The 16,941-nt window shown below is 64.4% G+C and carries 19 protein-coding genes; 8 read left to right on the top strand and 11 right to left on the bottom strand.

Annotation, left to right across the window (positions count from 1 at the left end; genetic code table 11):
* Positions 1-7: 7 nt before the first annotated feature.
* The 3 genes from tuf to ACFDS3_RS15210 all read right to left on the bottom strand — a co-directional run bounded on the left by tuf (position 8) and on the right by ACFDS3_RS15210 (position 4,289).
* The gene (gene tuf / locus ACFDS3_RS15220; RefSeq protein ID WP_375263208.1) at positions 8-1,183 is read right to left on the bottom strand and encodes an elongation factor Tu; all 1,176 of its coding nucleotides are present in this window, start codon (positions 1,181-1,183) and stop codon (positions 8-10) included.
* Between the two features lie 101 nt (positions 1,184-1,284).
* Entirely contained in the window at positions 1,285-1,914 is a 630-nt protein-coding gene (locus tag ACFDS3_RS15215) for a hypothetical protein (RefSeq protein ID WP_375263207.1), read from the bottom strand.
* Between the two features lie 68 nt (positions 1,915-1,982).
* Entirely contained in the window at positions 1,983-4,289 is a 2,307-nt protein-coding gene (locus ACFDS3_RS15210) for a DNA topoisomerase IV subunit A (protein WP_375263206.1), read from the bottom strand.
* Positions 4,290-4,409: 120 nt separating this feature from the next.
* On the opposite strand from ACFDS3_RS15210, the gene ACFDS3_RS15205 reads away from it, so the two are divergent.
* The 5 genes from ACFDS3_RS15205 (at position 4,410) to ACFDS3_RS15185 (ending at position 7,535) form a co-directional block, all read left to right on the top strand.
* Complete coding sequence (locus ACFDS3_RS15205; RefSeq protein WP_375263205.1) at positions 4,410-4,889, top strand: SH3 domain-containing protein; 480 nt, start codon at positions 4,410-4,412, stop codon at positions 4,887-4,889.
* 63 nt (positions 4,890-4,952) lie between these two features.
* Positions 4,953-5,159, top strand: a complete 207-nt coding sequence (locus ACFDS3_RS15200; protein WP_375263204.1) for a twin transmembrane helix small protein — start codon at positions 4,953-4,955, stop codon at positions 5,157-5,159.
* 3 nt (positions 5,160-5,162) lie between these two features.
* The gene (locus tag ACFDS3_RS15195; protein WP_375263203.1) at positions 5,163-5,735 is read left to right on the top strand and encodes a cob(I)yrinic acid a,c-diamide adenosyltransferase; all 573 of its coding nucleotides are present in this window, start codon (positions 5,163-5,165) and stop codon (positions 5,733-5,735) included.
* Positions 5,736-5,847: 112 nt separating this feature from the next.
* Entirely contained in the window at positions 5,848-6,609 is a 762-nt protein-coding gene (locus ACFDS3_RS15190) for an electron transfer flavoprotein subunit beta/FixA family protein (protein WP_375263202.1), read from the top strand.
* Positions 6,609-7,535: an electron transfer flavoprotein subunit alpha/FixB family protein gene (locus ACFDS3_RS15185; RefSeq protein ID WP_375263201.1), complete on the top strand. Its 927-nt coding sequence runs from the start codon at positions 6,609-6,611 to the stop codon at positions 7,533-7,535. The genes ACFDS3_RS15190 and ACFDS3_RS15185 overlap by 1 nt, the downstream gene beginning before the upstream one ends.
* 50 nt (positions 7,536-7,585) lie before the next feature.
* Here ACFDS3_RS15185 and ACFDS3_RS15180 read toward each other — a convergent pair whose 3' ends face one another.
* Positions 7,586-8,383 carry a DUF6473 family protein gene (locus ACFDS3_RS15180; protein ID WP_375263200.1) on the bottom strand — a complete coding sequence of 266 codons (798 nt, stop codon included), beginning with the start codon at positions 8,381-8,383 and terminating at the stop codon, positions 7,586-7,588.
* A gap of 148 nt (positions 8,384-8,531) precedes the next feature.
* Here ACFDS3_RS15180 and ACFDS3_RS15175 point away from each other — a divergent pair, with 148 nt between their 5' ends.
* On the top strand, positions 8,532-9,407 hold the full coding sequence (locus tag ACFDS3_RS15175) for a 3-hydroxybutyryl-CoA dehydrogenase (RefSeq protein ID WP_375263199.1): 876 nt from the start codon (positions 8,532-8,534) through the stop codon (positions 9,405-9,407).
* Positions 9,408-9,524: 117 nt separating this feature from the next.
* On the opposite strand, the gene ACFDS3_RS15170 is transcribed toward ACFDS3_RS15175, so the two are convergent.
* The 7 genes from ACFDS3_RS15170 to ACFDS3_RS15140 all read right to left on the bottom strand — a co-directional run bounded on the left by ACFDS3_RS15170 (position 9,525) and on the right by ACFDS3_RS15140 (position 14,525).
* Entirely contained in the window at positions 9,525-10,010 is a 486-nt protein-coding gene (locus tag ACFDS3_RS15170; RefSeq protein WP_375263198.1) for a DedA family protein, read from the bottom strand.
* An 86-nt stretch (positions 10,011-10,096) separates the two neighbouring features.
* Positions 10,097-10,366, bottom strand: a complete 270-nt coding sequence (locus tag ACFDS3_RS15165; protein WP_375263197.1) for an HPr family phosphocarrier protein — start codon at positions 10,364-10,366, stop codon at positions 10,097-10,099.
* Positions 10,367-10,369: 3 nt separating this feature from the next.
* Complete coding sequence (locus ACFDS3_RS15160) at positions 10,370-10,792, bottom strand: PTS sugar transporter subunit IIA (RefSeq protein WP_375263196.1); 423 nt, start codon at positions 10,790-10,792, stop codon at positions 10,370-10,372.
* Between the two features lie 4 nt (positions 10,793-10,796).
* Positions 10,797-11,678: an RNase adapter RapZ gene (gene rapZ / locus ACFDS3_RS15155; RefSeq protein WP_375263195.1), complete on the bottom strand. Its 882-nt coding sequence runs from the start codon at positions 11,676-11,678 to the stop codon at positions 10,797-10,799.
* On the bottom strand, positions 11,675-12,109 hold the full coding sequence (locus ACFDS3_RS15150) for an HPr kinase/phosphorylase (protein WP_375263194.1): 435 nt from the start codon (positions 12,107-12,109) through the stop codon (positions 11,675-11,677). Before ACFDS3_RS15150 ends, rapZ begins: the two co-directional genes overlap by 4 nt.
* On the bottom strand, positions 12,106-13,749 hold the full coding sequence (locus ACFDS3_RS15145; RefSeq protein WP_375263193.1) for a sensor histidine kinase: 1,644 nt from the start codon (positions 13,747-13,749) through the stop codon (positions 12,106-12,108). The genes ACFDS3_RS15150 and ACFDS3_RS15145 overlap by 4 nt, the downstream gene beginning before the upstream one ends.
* 74 nt (positions 13,750-13,823) lie before the next feature.
* Positions 13,824-14,525, bottom strand: coding sequence for a response regulator transcription factor (locus ACFDS3_RS15140; protein WP_375263192.1), 702 nt, complete (start codon positions 14,523-14,525; stop codon positions 13,824-13,826).
* A gap of 296 nt (positions 14,526-14,821) precedes the next feature.
* On the opposite strand from ACFDS3_RS15140, the gene ACFDS3_RS15135 reads away from it, so the two are divergent.
* Together ACFDS3_RS15135 and ACFDS3_RS15130 are read left to right on the top strand one after the other, a co-directional pair.
* A complete protein-coding gene (locus tag ACFDS3_RS15135; RefSeq protein WP_375263191.1) occupies positions 14,822-16,420 on the top strand; it encodes a phosphoenolpyruvate carboxykinase in 1,599 nt (532 codons plus the stop codon).
* A 108-nt stretch (positions 16,421-16,528) separates the two neighbouring features.
* The coding region (locus tag ACFDS3_RS15130; protein ID WP_375263190.1) for a hypothetical protein at positions 16,529-16,941 on the top strand (413 nt) is incomplete at its 3' end.

Genomic DNA, 16,941 nt, shown 5'->3' with positions numbered 1-16,941 from the left:
GCGCGTCTTACTCGATGATTTTCGAGACGACGCCGGCGCCGACGGTGCGGCCGCCTTCGCGGATGGCGAAGCGGAGCTTCTCTTCCATCGCGATCGGCGCGATCAGCTCGACGCCGAAGGAGACGTTGTCGCCCGGCATCACCATCTCGGTGCCCTCGGCCAACTGAACGGTGCCCGTCACATCCGTCGTGCGGAAGTAGAACTGCGGACGGTAGTTGGCGAAGAACGGCGTGTGGCGACCACCCTCTTCCTTCGTCAGGATGTAGGCCTCGGCCTCGAACTTCGTGTGCGGCTTGACCGAACCCGGCTTGCAGAGAACCTGGCCACGCTGCACGCCTTCACGGTCGATACCACGCAGAAGCGCGCCGATGTTGTCGCCCGCTTCACCGCGGTCCAGCAGCTTGCGGAACATCTCGACGCCCGTGCAGGTCGTCTTCTTGGTGTCACGGATGCCGACGATTTCGATCTCGTCGCCCACGTTGATCACGCCACGCTCGACACGACCCGTCACCACGGTACCGCGGCCCGAGATCGAGAACACGTCTTCGACCGGCATCAGGAAAGGCTGGTCCACGGCACGCTCGGGCGTCGGGATCCAATCGTCGACGGCGGCCATCAGCTCGCGGATCGAGTTCTCGCCGATCTCGGGATCGCGGCCTTCCATCGCGGCCAGGGCCGAGCCCTTGACCACGGGGATGTCGTCGCCCGGATACTCGTACGAGCTCAGAAGCTCGCGGATTTCCATCTCGACGAGCTCCAGCAACTCCTCGTCGTCGACCTGGTCGACCTTGTTCATGTAGACGACCATCGTCGGGATGCCGACCTGGCGGCCGAGCAGGATGTGCTCGCGCGTCTGGGGCATGGGGCCGTCGGCGGCGTTCACGACCAGGATCGCGCCGTCCATCTGCGCCGCACCGGTGATCATGTTCTTCACGTAGTCGGCGTGGCCGGGGCAGTCGACGTGGGCGTAGTGGCGGGCCTCGGTCTCGTACTCGACGTGCGCGGTCGAGATCGTGATGCCGCGGGCCTTCTCTTCGGGCGCGCCGTCGATCTGGTCATAGGCGCGGAAGTCACCGAAATATTTGGTGATCGCAGCCGTCAGCGTCGTCTTGCCGTGGTCAACGTGGCCGATCGTGCCGATGTTCACGTGCGGCTTTGTGCGTTCGAATTTTGCCTTCGCCATGGCGGTTCAGCCTCGTCTCTTCAGGGGCCCGAACACCCACGCGGGGCGGCCCGGTTCAACAACGCGGGCTCTCTACCGGTGGGGCGTGGGGAACGCAAGCCTCAGTTGACCGGCTGGGCGACGGCCATCGAAGAGCGGACGGCGGCCTCGGCCCGCGCATCGAGCTGCGCGCGGTCGATCTCCACCCGCTTCTGTCCGGGCTCGGGCGTGAACCACTCGGCGTTTTGGGCCAGCCAGCGTTCGACCTGGATCGCACCGGCGGCCACGAGATTCGCCAGCTGTTCCTCGGGTCCGCGGACGATCCCCGAGCCGACGATGGGGGCCACGTTCTCGATCCCCTCGAAGGCGGTGATCTGCTTGGGCTCGGCGTTCAGGCGCTGGCCGGTGGCGTTGTCGTAGATGTTGACCTCGAAGATCAGCACCGATTTTGGCGTGTAGACGAGCGGGATGCCGGGCTGGGCCAGAACGAAACCGGCAATGGAGATCCCGACGTGGTAGAGCCCGTCGCCATCATAGCGATTCAGCCGGGCGCCGACCGCCTCGCGCAGGGCCGTGGTCAACTGCTCGTCCGATATCTCGCGCGAGAACGGCCCCTGCTTCACGGTGCGAGCCTGAACTATGTTGTAGCCGAGGCGAAAATCGCCCAGATCCTTCGGCCCGCTTTCGTCCGTCGCCACACAGGCGCTGAGGGTCAGGGCAAGGCCGAGGGCGGCGAGGCGGCGGGTGATCATGGCGGGGTCCCTCGTTTTTCCACCACGCTTACCGGCAGGGACCGGGGGCACAAGCCCCCGACCGCAGTTCAGGGGAACCTGTTGTCGCGGGGAAACCCGCGCGGCGCCATGCGACCGGCCGAGGCACGCTTGCCGATCCACTCCTCCAGCTCGGTTCGACCGACCGTCCGCGTCCGGCCCGCGGGATCCTGCCAGGACAGCCCCTCGGCCAGCGTCAGCGTCGTCGCGTCGGACAGCCCGCCATCCTTGTAGCGCTGCAGCCGAACACCCTTGCCGCGCGCCATCTCGGGCAGCTCGTCGATCGGGAAGACCAGAAGCTTGCGGTTCTCGCCCACGGCCGCGACGTGGTCGCCCGCCACGGGCTTGGCCAGCAGCGCCGTGACCGGGGCCTTCACGTTCAGCACCTGCTTGCCGGCCTTGGTCTGCGCGATCGCCTCGTCCTCGGCCAGAAGAAAGCCGTCGCCGGCGCTCGAAGCGACCAGCAGCTTCGCGCCGGGGCGGTGGATGCGCAGGGTGACGATCTGCGCGTCGTTCGGCAGGTCGACCATCAGGCGCACGGGCTCGCCCATGCCGCGGCCGCCGGGCAGGTTGGCCACCGGCAGCGTATAGAACCGCCCGTTCGAGCCCATCATCAGCAGCTTGTCCGTCGTCTCGGCATGGAAGGTGAAGAGTGGACCGTCGCCGTCCTTGAACTTCAGCTCCTGCCCGAGGTCGATGTGACCCTTCATGGCCCGGATCCAGCCCATCTGCGAGCAGACCACCGTGACCGGCTCGCGGTCGATCAGCGCCTCGAGCGGAACCTCTTCGACGACGCCGGCCTCGGCAAAACGGGTCAGCCGGGCGCCGCGCGCATAGTCCTTGCCGAACTGCTTCTTGGTCTCGCGCAATTCGTCGGCGATCGCCTGCCACTGCAGGTCCACGTCTGCCAGCAGGTCCTCGATCCCGGCGCGCTCGGCCATCAGCTCGTCCCGCTCGCGGCGCAGTTCCAGCTCTTCGAGCCGGCGCAGGGCGCGCAGGCGCATGTTCAGGATCGCCTCGGCCTGCACGTCGGTCAGTTCGCCCTCGCCCTCGGGGGGCGAGACATATGCCTTCTCGTCCACCGCGCGCGGCGGCACGTCGGACCAGTCCTGACGCATCAGCGCGGGCTTCGGCCCCTCGTCATACCGGATGATCTCGATTACGCGGTCGAGGTTCAGAAAGGCGATGATGAAGCCTTCGAGCACCTCAAGCCGGTGGTCGATCTTGGCCAGCCGGTGTCGCTTGCGACGCTCCAGCACCTCGCGACGGTGGTCGAGGAAGGCCCGCAGCACCTCCTTGAGCGAGCAGACTTTGGGCGTGCGCCCGTCGATCAGCACGTTCATGTTCAGCGCGAACCGCACCTCGAGGTCGGTCTGCCGGAACAGCGTGCCCATCATCATCTCGGGGTCCACGGTCTTGGCCCGCGGCTCGAAGATGATCCGCACGTCCTCGGCGCTTTCGTCGCGCACGTCGGCAAGGACGGGAAGCTTCCGGTTCTGTATCAGGTCGGCGATCTTCTCGATCAGCTTCGACTTCTGAACCTGGTACGGGATCTCGGTCACCACGGCCTGCCATTGGCCGCGGCCCAGATCCTCGATCTCGTAATGGGCGCGCACGCGGAAGCCGCCACGGCCGGTGCGATAGGCCTCGGCCATGCTTTCCGGCGTTTCGACGATGGTGCCGCCGGTGGGGAAGTCGGGCCCCTTGATGTAGTTCAGCAGCGTATCGTCGCGGGCGTCGGGCGTCTTGATCAGGTGAATGCACGCATCCACCAGCTCGCCGATATTGTGGGGCGGAATGTTCGTCGCCATGCCAACCGCGATGCCGCTGGCACCGTTGGCCAGCAGGTTCGGGAAGGCCGCGGGCAGCACCACCGGCTCGGTCAGGGTGCCGTCGTAGTTCGGCCGGAAATCGACGGCATCCTCGTCGAGGCCGGCCAGCAGCGCGTCGGCGGCGACGGTCATCCGCGCCTCGGTGTAGCGCGAGGCGGCAGGGTTGTCGCCGTCGATGTTGCCGAAGTTCCCCTGCCCGTCCACCAGCGGATAACGCACCGCGAACCACTGGGCGAGGCGCGCCATCGAGTCGTAGATCGCGGCGTCGCCGTGCGGGTGGTAGTTGCCCATCACGTCGCCGGCGATCTTGGCCGATTTGCGGAAGCCCCCGTTCGGGCCCAGACGCAGTTCGCGCATCGCGTAGAGGATGCGGCGGTGCACGGGCTTCAGCCCGTCGCGCGCGTCGGGCAGCGCGCGGTTCATGATCGTCGACAGCGCATAGGTCAGGTAGCGGTCGCCAATGGCGCGCCCCAGCGATTCCGAAATCTCGGTCTCGGGCTGTTCGTCTTCTGTTTCGTCGGTCATGCGCGGCGGGATACCCGAGCCTTGGGGGGCCGGAAAGCGAATTTGCGTGTCAAGAGAACTTTTCGCCGATGAGCACGTTGTTGCCCTGAACAGGTACATGAACAACATGCGAGCGGACAAATGTTGCGACTAACGAGTATTCTTCTTGTCGGCATCGGCGTGACCCTTGCGGTCGCCGGCCGTGACCTCGAAACCTCGCCGGGCGGCACGGAAATTGCCGTAACCCGCTCGTCCAGCGACATTTTCGACGCAGGCACCCTTGCGATCGAAGACGAGGCCGGGGCGATCGAACGCGCCCTGGAAGCGACCCGCGCCCTCGACCCGGTCCAGTCGGCCGAAGCCTCTGCCACCTCGTCCGCAGTCGCCCCCGCCTCGACCGAACAGCTCGAATCCGAGGTCGCGGACCACGGCGTGGTCGCCGCGAGCCGCGTAAACCTGCGGGACGGGCCGTCGACCGCGAATCGGGTACTCGACCAGGTCGTGCTGGGCCAGGAAGTCGAAATCCTCAACCGCACCGCGGACGGTTGGGCGCAGATCCGCGTCGTCGATACGGGCCGCGAAGCCTACATCTTCGACCGCTTCATCAAGACCGAAAGCTGATCCTTCGCTTTTCCGGCGGGCTGGGGTAAGTCGGCACCGACCCGAACCTGATCAGGCCCGTCGATGTTTTCCGATCCCCTCTTCTTCATCGCGTTTATCGCGTGCCTCGCCGTCGCCGTGATCCTGATCATCGGCATCACCGGCTTCGGAAAGGGCGGCGTCGAGAACGCCAAGCGCTCGAACAAGTTCATGCGGTGGCGCATCTATGCGCAGGCGGTCGCCATCGCGCTGATCCTGCTGTTCGTCGTGGCCGGCGGAATGGGGCGCTGAGCGATGGTCGTATTGTCCAAGATCTACACCCGCACCGGCGACAAGGGCGAAACGGCCCTCGGCAATGGGACGCGCGTCGCGAAGTTCGATGTGCGGGTCGAATCCTACGGCTCGGTCGATGAGGCGAACGCCTGTTTCGGCATGGCCCGGCTTCACGCCGCGGCCGAGTTGGCACAGCAGATCGAGCGCATCCAGAACGACCTGTTCGACCTTGGCGCCGACCTCTGCAACCCGGACATCGACAAGGACGCAGAGGCTGCATACCCGCCCCTGCGCATGACTGCCTCGCAGACCGGGCGGCTCGAAGCCGAGATCGATGCGATGAACGAGCGGCTCGAGACGCTGCGGTCGTTCATCCTGCCGGGAGGCTCTGCCTTGTCGGCGCATCTGCACCTGTGCCGCACGGTCGTCCGCCGCGCCGAGCGCCGGTGCATCGAGCTTGCCGCCGCAGAGCCGGTGAACGCCGAAGCCATCATCTACCTGAATCGGCTGTCCGACTGGTGCTTCTGCGCCGCACGCCTCGCGAACGATGACGGACGGACCGACGTTCTGTGGACGCCGGGCGCCAACCGCTAAAATCGAGGGGTTAGCGAAAACGGGACGTCACCGCCTGCGACGTGGCGTTTTTACCCTGTAATACGGGATCGGGCCGCGCTACCTGTGCCTCCGAACGAAGAGGAGGCCAACGATGAAAGTACTCGTCCCGGTCAAGCGCGTGATCGACTACAACGTGAAGGTCCGCGTGAAGGGCGACGGCAGCGGGGTGGACCTCGCCAACGTCAAGATGAGCATGAACCCCTTCGACGAGATTGCCGTCGAGGAAGCGATCCGCATGAAGGAGGCCGGCACCGTCGAAGAGGTCATCGCGGTCTCGATCGGCGTGAAGCAGTCGCAGGAAACCCTGCGCACCGCGCTCGCCATGGGCGCAGACCGCGCGATCCTGATCACCGCCGCCGACGACGTTCATCAGGATATCGAGCCGCTGGCCGTCGCAAAGCTGCTGAAGGCCGTGGTCGACGCCGAACAGCCGGGCCTCGTGATCTGCGGCAAGCAGGCGATCGACAACGACATGAACGCGACGGGTCAGATGCTTTCGGCCCTTCTGGGCTGGAGCCAAGCAACGTTCGCCTCTAAGATCGACATCGAAGGAGAGCAGGCCCTGGTGAAGCGCGAGGTCGACGGCGGCATGCAGTCGATCCGGGTGAAGCTGCCGGCCGTGATCTCGACCGATCTGCGGCTCAACGAGCCGCGCTATGCCTCGCTGCCCAACATCATGAAGGCCAAGAAGAAGCCGCTCGAGGAAAAGACGCCCGAGGATTACGGCGTCGACGTCTCGCCGCGCCTCGAGGTCGTCAAGACCACCGAGCCGCCCGAGCGCCAGGCCGGCATCCGCGTCGGCTCTGTGGATGAACTTGTGGATAAGTTGAAAAACGAAGCGGGGGTTCTCTGATGGCCGTTCTTCTTCTTGCCGAAGTCACCGATGGCGCGCTGGCCATGGACGCGACCGCCAAGGCGGTGAACGCGGTGAAGGATCTGGGCGCGGTGACGCTCCTTTGCACCGGCGCCGCTGCGTCTGACGCCGCGAACGAGGCCGCCACGATTGCAGGCGTCGCCAAGGTCCTCTGCGCCGAGGATGCGCAGTACGGCCACCGCTTGGCCGAGCCCACCGCGGCCTTGATCGTAAGCCTCGCGGGCGACTACAGCCACATCGCCGCCCCCGCGACGACGGACGCCAAGAACATCCTGCCCCGCGTCGCAGCGCTGCTGGACGTCATGGTGATCACCGACGTTTCCGGTGTGGTCGATGCCGACACGTTCGAGCGTCCGGTCTATGCCGGCAATGCGCTCCAGACGGTGAAGTCGAAGGACGCCATCAAGGTCCTGTCGATCCGCACCTCCACCTTCGAGGCCGCCGGCACGGGCAACTCAGCGCCTGTGGAAAACGTCGGCCCCGCCAAGGCACCTGCCCTGTCGGAATGGGTCGAGGATCATGTGGCGGCGAGCGATCGTCCCGACCTGACCTCTGCCTCGATCGTCGTGTCGGGCGGCCGCGGCGTCGGGTCGGAGGACGACTTCAAGATCATCGAGGCGCTTGCCGATAAACTCGGGGCCGCGATCGGTGCCTCGCGCGCGGCGGTAGACTCGGGCTACGCGCCGAACGACTGGCAGGTCGGTCAGACCGGCAAGGTCGTCGCCCCGGACCTCTACATCGCCTGCGGCATCTCGGGCGCAATCCAGCACCTCGCCGGCATGAAGGACAGCAAGGTCATCGTCGCGATCAACAAGGACGAAGAGGCGCCGATTTTTCAGGTCGCCGATTACGGCCTCGTCGCCGACCTCTTCCAAGCTGTACCGGAACTGACCGAAAAAGTGTGACCCGTGGCCACACACTACGCAAGGGCCCCTGAACGGGGCCCTTTTTCGTTTCAGGCGGTCCTGCGAAGCGACTTCGGCATCGTTTCGTCGTTCAGCATTCTGGCTACCGCCCGTCCCGCTTGTTTTATCACGTCGGCCTGTGGCAATGCATGATCTTCTTCGCACGGCTTTCTCGTGACCTCGACCAAGCCAGACAGGTTCAGCGCGTTCAGCATATCCCGCCCCACCAACGGTGGGTCCGCCGCCTCGATCGAGTCTGTCAGTTCTTCAGGATCACGCTGCCCTAGCCAGAGGCCGTAAACAGGCGCGTCAGCGGCAGCGATCAGGTCCGCCATTCCGGCGCACCACCCCTTTCGTAGCGCATCCCGCACGACTGCGAAGCGTGTCTTCGACACCCGCTCCATCTCGATCAACATGTGGCGCACGAAGGGATGACTGATGAAATCCACCTCGGGATACAGCGCGCGCAGGCTGCTGCTCTGCCCGATCACGCGGTCATTTCGTCGGGAGTGCACTTGAAAGAGGGCATTCCGCGCCAGATGGGCCCCCGGAATGCTCAGCACCACGGCCCGCGCCCGGGCGATTTGCATCAGCAGGCCGGGATCCGAAAGATAGGCCGCTGGCCCCGCGTGAGCGGCCGAAAAGTTCACGCACGACACTCCGGTCGTCGCTTCGATTACCTGCGCCACGTCGCGCGACAGGTGGGCAGACAGAGTCTCGGCCCCGCCCATTACCGCGATGAAGTCTCCATCCAATTGCCGCACAGGCCCGCGGCACTTGAGCCTTGATCCCGGATAGGCACACGTCTCCCACATGGGCGCCGAGGCGCCCCCAACCGATTCGGACATCAGATGTCCCCCTTATGTTCCCCACCCTTTTTCTACGTCACGCCTTCTTGGGATTTCCCTAACATTCATCCGGCCATTCAGCGCCCCGCCTTGCATCGCCCGTTCGCCCGCGACTAAGGTCGCGCAAATTCGGCCACGGGAGCAAAAAATGAAGATCGAGCGCGTCGGAATCATCGGGGCCGGCCAGATGGGAAGCGGCATCGCACATGTCTGCGCGCTCGCAGGCTACGACGTCTTGCTGAACGACGTGAACGCTCAAGCGCTCGACCAAGCTACCGCGGCGATCAAGAAGAACATGGAGCGCCAGGTCTCGCGCGAGAAGATCACGCAGGGCGATCTCGACGGCGCCATCTCCCGGATCGCGACCACCGGCACTCTGACCGACTTGGGCCAGTGCGACCTCGTGATCGAAGCCGCGACTGAGCGCGAGGCCGTCAAGGACGCCATCTTCAAGGAACTCGTGCCGGCCCTCAAGCCGGATACGATTCTGACGACCAACACCTCGTCGATCTCGATCACCCGCCTCGCGTCAAAGACCGATCGGCCCGAAAGGTTCATGGGATTTCACTTCATGAACCCCGTCCCGGTGATGAGTTTGGTCGAGCTGATCCGCGGCATCGCCACCGACGAAGAGACCTTCCGCACCTGCATGGATGTCGTCGACCGGCTGGGAAAAACGGCCGCCACGGCCGAGGACTTCCCCGCCTTCATCGTCAACCGTATCCTCATGCCGATGATCAACGAGGCCGTCTATGTCCTCTACGAGGGCGTCGGCAATGTGAGATCCATCGACAAGGCGATGAAGCTGGGCACCAATCACCCGATGGGGCCGCTGGAACTGGCGGATTTCATCGGGCTCGATACCTGTCTGTCGATTATGAACGTGCTGCACGACGGGCTGGCGGACACCAAGTATCGCCCCTGCCCTCTTCTGACGAAATATGTCGAGGCCGGATGGCTGGGCCGCAAGTCGGGCCGCGGATTCTACGACTATCGCGGCGACGAGCCCGTCCCGACCCGTTGATCGTCGTTCGCGGGTTCGGGCACGCGACGCCGGTAGGTGGCCACGCGCCAGCAGTACCAAGCCGCGATGCCCGCGACGACGGCGGTCGATACAGGATTCAGCCACGTCTGGACCTGTTCATACTGGCTTTCCAGCAGGTAGCCCGCCGCCGTCAGAAGCCGTCCCCGCCGTCGTGAAGATGATGAAGCGCACGGGGTTCATCGGCCCCAGCCCCGCCGGCACCAATATGAACGTGTGCACCGTCGGAAGCAGCCGGGCGAATAACACCGCCGTCCCGCCGTGCCGGTCGAAACACGCCTGAGCCTCATCGAACTCGTTCGGGCTAACTGTCAGCCAGCGACCATACCTGGCGGCCAGACGCCGTATCCGGCGCGCCTTTACCCGGTAAGCGATCCAGTACCATAGATGCGCGCCAGCCAGCGCGCCTATGACGCCAGCAGAAAAGACACCGAAGACGTTCATCTCTCCGCGCGCGGCATTGAAGCCGGTTAGCGGCATGATGAGCTCGGACGGGATCGTTGAAAAGACGTTCTCGGCGAACATCAGAAAAGCGATCCCGGGATAGCCCACCTGCTTGATGATGCCAGAGATCCAGTCGAACATGACGTCCTTGCGGCGTGGCGGGGTTCTACCGGTCGACGTTCCGGGTGCGCCGTACGACGGACGGACTCAGAGCGCCTGTCGCAGGATCACATGTCCTCGCCGAACCTGGTCGCCACCAACGTCTCAAGCGCATCGGCGAGTTTGTCCGCCTCGGGTCCTTCGGTCTCGACCTCGATCATCGTGCCGCGATGTGCAGCCAGCATCAAGAGACCCATGATGCTGTCGCCCGAGGCACTTTGGTCTCCGTGGCGGACGGTCGCCCGCGCATCATGGTCTTCGACCACCTCGACGAGGCGAGCCGAGGCGCGCGCATGCAGGCCCTTCTCATTCACGATCTTCAGGCTTCTGTGGGCCATGCCTCAGCCATTGCCTCCGGATGCCAGCCTGAGCTCGGGCTTGGCTGGCCCCATAGTGTCGAGATACTTCCGCCCCGCCATTAGACTGGTCGATACCGCCTCCGGCAGCGGAAGGTGGCGCGACTTCGCCAGCTTGATCAAAAGGGGCAGGTTGGCGCCGTAAACGATGCGACGGTTGTCGGGATCACAGGCGCGCAACGACAGGTTCGACGGCGATCCGCCAAACATATCGGTCGCGACGATAACCCCGTCGCCCTCATCGACCGCATCCGCAGCGGCACAAATCTCTGCTTGTTTCATATCACGGTTGCATTCAGGCTCTATCGATACCGCGCGGAGGCCACGCTGGCGTCCGACGACGTGTTCGACCGCGGCGAGAAACTCGCGCGCGAGGCCCCCATGCGCTACGATGACGATGCCGATCACGGCGCTACTCCCGCTCGGGCGCGGTGATCTGCCGGCGCCTTTCAAGCTCCCTGTGGCGAGTTGACACCCGCCACCCACCCTCTGCAAGGGCTTTGACCAGAAATTCCGCAACGGCAACGGATCTATGTTGCCCGCCTGTGCATCCAATGGAAACGGTTAGATGGCTCTTGCCCTCGTCTCTGTAGGCTGGCAGCAGCGCCAGCACCATGTCGCGGATTCGAGCGAAGATTTCGGCGAATCGATCATCCTGCATGACGTAATCCTGCACTGCAGCATCTCGGCCGTCGAGGGGCCGCAGCTCCGGTTCCCAATGTGGATTCTTCAAAAAGCGCATATCGAACACGACGTCCGCGCCCATCGGCAAACCACGCTTGTACGAAAACGACTGTACGGAGATCGCCATGTCTCCATCCGATTTACCACCAAAGAAGCGCCGGATCTCGTCCCGCGTCTCGTGGACGGTGCGGTCTGAGGTGTCGATCAGGACCGTGGCCCGCGTACGCACCGCCGTCAGTAGATCCTCCTCGCGGTCGATACCGACCTGCGGCTCCCCTTCGGGCGCGAATGGATGACGTCGCCGCGTCGCGGAATATCGTGTCACCAGAACGTCTGGCCGGGCATCGAGGTAGAGGAGGTCAAACTCCACATTCGGATCATCCGACAGCCGCTGCGCAAGGCGCTGGATTGCGTCGGCGCTGAAGTCACGGTTGCTTGACCCGAAGCCCAAGGCGATCGGCCGCCCGTCGACCCCTTCGCCCAGAATCCGGTCGACCAGCGACAGGGGCATGTTGTCGATGACCTCAAACCCAAGATCCTCGAGCGCGTGGATCGCGGTGGTCCGTCCGGCGCCGGACGGACCAGTGACAAGAATGACACGACCAGTCATGCTGTGATCCTGCGAAGCGATGCGACAAACGGCACCAGAGCATCGGCAAGATGGGGTATGCCGGCCCCTGCGACCAGTGGCAGACGCACTCTCAAAAGGTCACAATGGCGCGCGCGCGGCAGGCGTTCGGACTCGACCTCGTCGAGGTCCACGACGAGCGCGACGGCGGTCGGTGGCGCGGTGCTGGTTTCAATCAACCCGATCCCCCGCGCCTCGATCAGGCCCAGGATCGGGGCGGGGGCCCAAGCCATCACCGCCGGGCCACGCCGGGCAATGCAGGTTCGGTCGTCGGCGACCAACCGACCGCCGCGCGCGATCAGCGCAAGGGCCAGCGCGGATTTCCCTGCTCCGGCGGCCCCGCGGATGATGACTCCGCGGCCGGACATGGCGATGGCGCTGGCATGGATGGTCTCGGCGGGTGTCGGCGTCACACCGGTAGCCCGACGACAAAGCGCGCGCCAAGCGGTTCGGAGGTCGGATCGGCTTCGGTCGGCTTGATGTTTTCGGCCCAGATCACACCGCCATGCGCCTCGACGATCTGCTTCGAGATGGCCAAGCCGAGTCCCGAATTGTTGCCGAACTGCCCCTCGGGCCGCTCGCTGTAGAAGCGGTTGAAGATCTTGGTCAGCGCCGAGTCCGGGATGCCGGGGCCAGTGTCCTCGACCACCACGAGTACCCGATTGTCTCGCCGCCGCGCCCAGAGGCGGATCGCGTCGCCCTCTTCGCAGAACGAGATCGCGTTGGTGATGAGGTTGACGAAAACCTGCGCGAGCCGGCTTTCCAGGCCGTCTATCACGATCGGCTCGTCCGGCAGGTCAGTGATGAAATCGATGCCCTTCGAGTCAGCGTCGCGGCCAAGATAGTCGCCGATATTGGTCAGCATGCCGAGCAGGTTGAAGCTCTCTTCCTCTTCCTTGACTAACTCGCTGTCCAGGCGGGACGCGTTCGATATATCGCTGACCAGCCGGTCAAGGCGGCGCACGTCGTGATCGATCACGTCGAGAAGCTTGTCGCGCTGCTCTTCCTTCTTCACGAACCGCAGCGAGCCGACCGCAGATCGCAGCGAAGCCAGTGGGTTCTTGATCTCGTGCGCGACATCGGCCGCGAACTGCTCGTTCGCGTCGATCCGGTCGTAGAGCGCGCCCACCATGCCGCGCAACGCCGAAGACAGGCGTCCGATCTCGTCGGGCCGTGCCGAAAGGTCGGGAATGCGGACCCGACCAGGGGACATGGTGCGGGCGTTGCGATCGCGCCCGATCTCGGCCGCCGCTGCCAGATCAGCCAACGGGTTGGCGATGGTGGAGGCCAGGACAAGACTGAGGCCTACAGAGGTCACGATTGCGATGACGAACATCTGCAACACCTGCTCGCGCTCGGCCCGGACAAGTTCGTCGATTTCGCCGGCACCGCTGGTCAGAGCGACCGCACCGATCACCTCGGCACCATCCATGATCGGGGTGGCCACGGCGAAGACGGTACTACCGTTCTTCACCAGGTTCGTTTCGACATGGGTGCCGCCATCCAGCGCGCGTTCGACGAGAAGGTTCGCAAGGCGCTGCGTTTCGGACTCGGCATTGGTCTCGCCGCCCTTTTCAAGCAGCCGGGCGACAGCCATCCAAACCCGGTCAAGGAGGTCCGTCAGCAGCGTCGCGCGCCCGTCCCTCTTGTGCCCCGCGACCTTGAGGCTGTGGCGCGGCAGACCTCGCGAGGTGCCGAGGATCTCTCCCTCCGTGTCGAACACGAAGACTTCCGCTGGGCCGATAAGGTCGAGCGCGGAAATGGTGGCTTCGGCATCGAGTCCCTGCCCCAGCCGCGCATCCGGGGCTTGGGCCAGCTGTGCCTCGAATACGTTGGCCACGAGTTCGGCCTCGGCCACCAATCCCGCCTCGCGCTGAAAGACAAGACTGTCGCGAAACGGGTTCAGAAAGAGCACGCCCGCTACCAGCATGAGGATCGCAAGCAGGTTGAACGTGATGATCTTGCGCGCCAGCGGCGACCGGTTGAGAGATATCACGCCGGCCTTGCGCGACTGCTGACGCGCCTCACGGTCGGCGGAGGCGTCGGCGCGCATCCAGTCCTCTCCCAGCAGAACGCCCGCGCGTTGGGACCTTTCCCTCTCGATTTCCGACGCCATCGCCACCGCAGTCACTCTTCGTTGTAGCGGTAACCGATCCCGTAGAGCGTTTCGATCGCCGAGAAATCCTCGTCCACAGCCCGCATCTTCTTGCGCAGCCGCTTGATGTGACTGTCGATCGTCCGGTCATCGACGTAGACCTGATCGTCATAGGCCACGTCCATCAGCTGATCGCGGCTCTTCACGAAGCCGGGGCGTTGCGCGAGGGCCTGCAGAAGCAGGAACTCCGTGACGGTCAGCGCGACATCCATCCCCTTCCACTTCACCGCATGGCGGGCGGGGTCCATCGTCAGCTGACCGCGAGCCATCACCTGACTCGCCTCGGCCGCAGTCGGCTCTTCGCCCGAAAGCACCTCCTGCCGGCGCAGAAGCGCCCGAATGCGTTCGACCAGGAGGCGCTGCGAAAACGGCTTCTTCACGTAGTCGTCGGCGCCCATCCGCAGGCCGAGAACCTCGTCGATCTCGTCATCCTTGGAGGTCAGGAAGATGATCGGCATGCTCGATTTCTGGCGCACCCGCTGAAGCAGGTCCATTCCGTCCATCCGGGGCATCTTGATGTCGAACACGGCCATGTCGGGCAGCTTCTTCGCAAAGGCTTCAAGCGCCTGCTGTCCGTCATTGTATGTCTCGACCTCGAACCCCTCTGCCTCGAGCGTCATGGAAACGGAGGTCAGAATGTTTCGGTCGTCATCGACGAGAGCGATCCTCGACATGGCGATATCCTTCTACTGCACGATTTTTGTTGTAGCCTGCCGGCGTCTCTTTTTTGCCATGATTCAACTTCGGCCCGTTTGTGGCAACTCAATTCGCGAATCGGCGCCCTCTGTGCAGCTTTACTTGGCGGGAAAATCGTGAAGGCTGACTTAATTGCCGCACTGCCCAAAGCCGGGACTGGTTGCGTTAAACTCGGTTCGATTGCGCTATCGGGGTGGAGCGACAAGACTGCGCAGGATAATCAAGGACGTCCGAAGCGGCTGCGCCGCGCAACATAATTTCGAGAGCCGAGAGCATGACCCAAGGACCCGTGAACACGTCGCACACCCTCGAGACCCAGGGGATTTCCGGGCTCGGCGCCACCTATTACAATCTCACCGAGCCACAGCTCATGGAAGCCGCGCTTGCCAAGGGCGAAGGCAAGCTGGGACAGGGCGGGACGCTGCTGGTCTCGACCGGCAAGCACACCGGGCGTTCGCCCAAGGACAAGTTCGTGGTGCGCACCCCGTCGGTCGAGGACAGCATCTGGTGGGAGAACAATCCGCCGATGGAACCGGCGAAGTTCGCCCAGCTGAAGGCCGACATGATCGCCCACATGAAGGGGCGCGACTACTTCGTGCAGGACCTCTTCGGCGGCGCCGATCCCGCGCACCGTCTCGACGTGCGGGTAATCACGGAACTCGCCTGGCACTCGCTCTTCATCCGCCACCTGCTGCGGCGACCCGACGCCGAAAGCCTGGCCAGCTTCGTGCCCGACTTCACGATCATCAACTGCCCCTCGTTCAAGGCTGATCCCGATACCCACGGCTGCCGGTCCGGGACGGTCATCGCGATCAACTTCGACGACAAGACCATCCTGATCGGCGGCACCGAATACGCGGGCGAGAACAAGAAGTCGGTCTTCACGCTGCTGAACTACCTGCTGCCCGAGAAGGGCATCATGCCGATGCATTGCTCGGCCAACCACGCGCCGGGCAACCCGGTCGACACGGCGGTCTTCTTCGGCCTTTCGGGCACCGGCAAGACCACCCTGTCCGCCGACCCCTCACGCGTCCTGATCGGCGACGACGAGCACGGCTGGTCCGACCGCGGCACCTTCAATTTCGAGGGCGGCTGCTACGCCAAGACCATCGGCCTCGACCCCAAGGCCGAGCCCGAAATTTACGCCACCACCCAGCGCTTCGCGACCATCATCGAGAACATGGTCTATGACGAAGCCACCCGCGCGCTCGACTTCGACGATGACAGCCTGACGGCGAACATGCGGTGCGCCTACCCGCTGCACTACATCTCGAACGCCAGCGAAACGGCGCTTGGCGGGCATCCCAAGAACGTCATCATGCTGACCTGCGATGCGTTCGGCGTGCTGCCCCCGATCGCGCGCCTGTCGCCGGCGCAGGCGATGTACCACTTCCTGTCGGGCTTCACCGCCAAGGTCGCCGGGACCGAGCGTGGCGTGACCGAGCCGCAGCCGACCTTCTCGACCTGCTTCGGCGCCCCTTTCATGCCGCGCCGCCCCGAGGTGTACGGCGAGCTTCTCAAGCAGAAGATCTCCAAGCACGGCGCGACCTGCTGGCTGGTGAACACCGGCTGGACCGGCGGCAAGTATGGCGAGGGCAGCCGGATGCCGATTAAGGCGACGCGTGCGCTGCTGTCCGCCGCGCTCGACGGGACGCTCGACCAGGCGCCGTTCCGCAAAGACCCGAACTTCGGCTTCGAGGTCCCCACCACCGTCAACGGCGTGCCAGACCTTCTGCTGAACCCGCGCAAGACCTGGGACGATCCCGCGGCCTACGACGCGCAGGCCGAGAAGCTGGTGTCGATGTTCGCCGAGAATTTTGCCCAATACGAGGGGCATATCGACGACGACGTCCGGGCCGTGGCGTTGGGATAAGCCTGTCTCCGGTGAGTTTCGTGGAAGTTTCACGGAACTCACGCGGCTCCTCCGCCTTTCGTGACTAGACCAGACGGTCATGAACGAATTTTTTGGAGGACGACTTCCATGAAGATCAGTACCCGCGCCCTGCTCGTGAGCACTGCACTTACCCTGCCGATGGCGGGTAGCGCCTTTGCCCAGCAGATCGAAATCAACCCCGACCAGCTGTCGAACAAGACGAACGAATGCCAGACCCTCGGTCAGGTGATCGCCGACAACAACGGCAGCGTGGGCGACCTGTCGGCGCAGGACGTCGTGACGGCCATCAACGAGGACGTCGCCGAAGAGTGCGCGACCTATGCCGAAGAGATCGAGGCCTTCGCCGAGGCCGAGGCCGAAGTCGAAGCCGAAGCTGAGGCCGAAGCCGAAGCCGAAGCTGAGGCCGACGTGCAGGTCTCCGAAGAAGTGCAGGCTTCCGAGCAGATCGATGTCGAAGCCGAAGCCCAGGCAATGGTGCCCGCGCCGAACGTGGACGTTCA

It is taken from the genome of Palleronia sp. (genome assembly GCF_042089775.1).
In the GTDB taxonomy this organism is placed as follows: domain Bacteria; phylum Pseudomonadota; class Alphaproteobacteria; order Rhodobacterales; family Rhodobacteraceae; genus Palleronia.
This window is presented reverse-complemented; position numbering and strand designations above follow the sequence as displayed.

Bases quoted from the DNA above. Each gene is read 5' to 3' on its own strand.
- ACFDS3_RS15205 (WP_375263205.1), top strand. From the start codon at position 4,410: ATGTTGCGACTAACGAGTATTCTTCTTGTCGGCATCGGCGTGACCCTT.
- ACFDS3_RS15140 (WP_375263192.1), bottom strand. From the start codon at position 14,525: ATGTCGAGGATCGCTCTCGTCGATGACGACCGAAACATTCTGACCTCC.
- ACFDS3_RS15195 (WP_375263203.1), top strand. From the start codon at position 5,163: ATGGTCGTATTGTCCAAGATCTACACCCGCACCGGCGACAAGGGCGAA.
- ACFDS3_RS15180 (WP_375263200.1), bottom strand. From the start codon at position 8,383: ATGTCCGAATCGGTTGGGGGCGCCTCGGCGCCCATGTGGGAGACGTGT.
- ACFDS3_RS15190 (WP_375263202.1), top strand. From the start codon at position 5,848: ATGAAAGTACTCGTCCCGGTCAAGCGCGTGATCGACTACAACGTGAAG.
- tuf (WP_375263208.1), bottom strand. From the start codon at position 1,183: ATGGCGAAGGCAAAATTCGAACGCACAAAGCCGCACGTGAACATCGGC.
- ACFDS3_RS15185 (WP_375263201.1), top strand. From the start codon at position 6,609: ATGGCCGTTCTTCTTCTTGCCGAAGTCACCGATGGCGCGCTGGCCATG.
- ACFDS3_RS15175 (WP_375263199.1), top strand. From the start codon at position 8,532: ATGAAGATCGAGCGCGTCGGAATCATCGGGGCCGGCCAGATGGGAAGC.
- ACFDS3_RS15145 (WP_375263193.1), bottom strand. From the start codon at position 13,749: ATGCGCGCCGACGCCTCCGCCGACCGTGAGGCGCGTCAGCAGTCGCGC.
- ACFDS3_RS15215 (WP_375263207.1), bottom strand. From the start codon at position 1,914: ATGATCACCCGCCGCCTCGCCGCCCTCGGCCTTGCCCTGACCCTCAGC.
- rapZ (WP_375263195.1), bottom strand. From the start codon at position 11,678: ATGACTGGTCGTGTCATTCTTGTCACTGGTCCGTCCGGCGCCGGACGG.
- ACFDS3_RS15170 (WP_375263198.1), bottom strand. From the start codon at position 10,010: ATGTTCGACTGGATCTCTGGCATCATCAAGCAGGTGGGCTATCCCGGG.
- ACFDS3_RS15210 (WP_375263206.1), bottom strand. From the start codon at position 4,289: ATGACCGACGAAACAGAAGACGAACAGCCCGAGACCGAGATTTCGGAA.
- ACFDS3_RS15135 (WP_375263191.1), top strand. From the start codon at position 14,822: ATGACCCAAGGACCCGTGAACACGTCGCACACCCTCGAGACCCAGGGG.
- ACFDS3_RS15165 (WP_375263197.1), bottom strand. From the start codon at position 10,366: ATGGCCCACAGAAGCCTGAAGATCGTGAATGAGAAGGGCCTGCATGCG.
- ACFDS3_RS15200 (WP_375263204.1), top strand. From the start codon at position 4,953: ATGTTTTCCGATCCCCTCTTCTTCATCGCGTTTATCGCGTGCCTCGCC.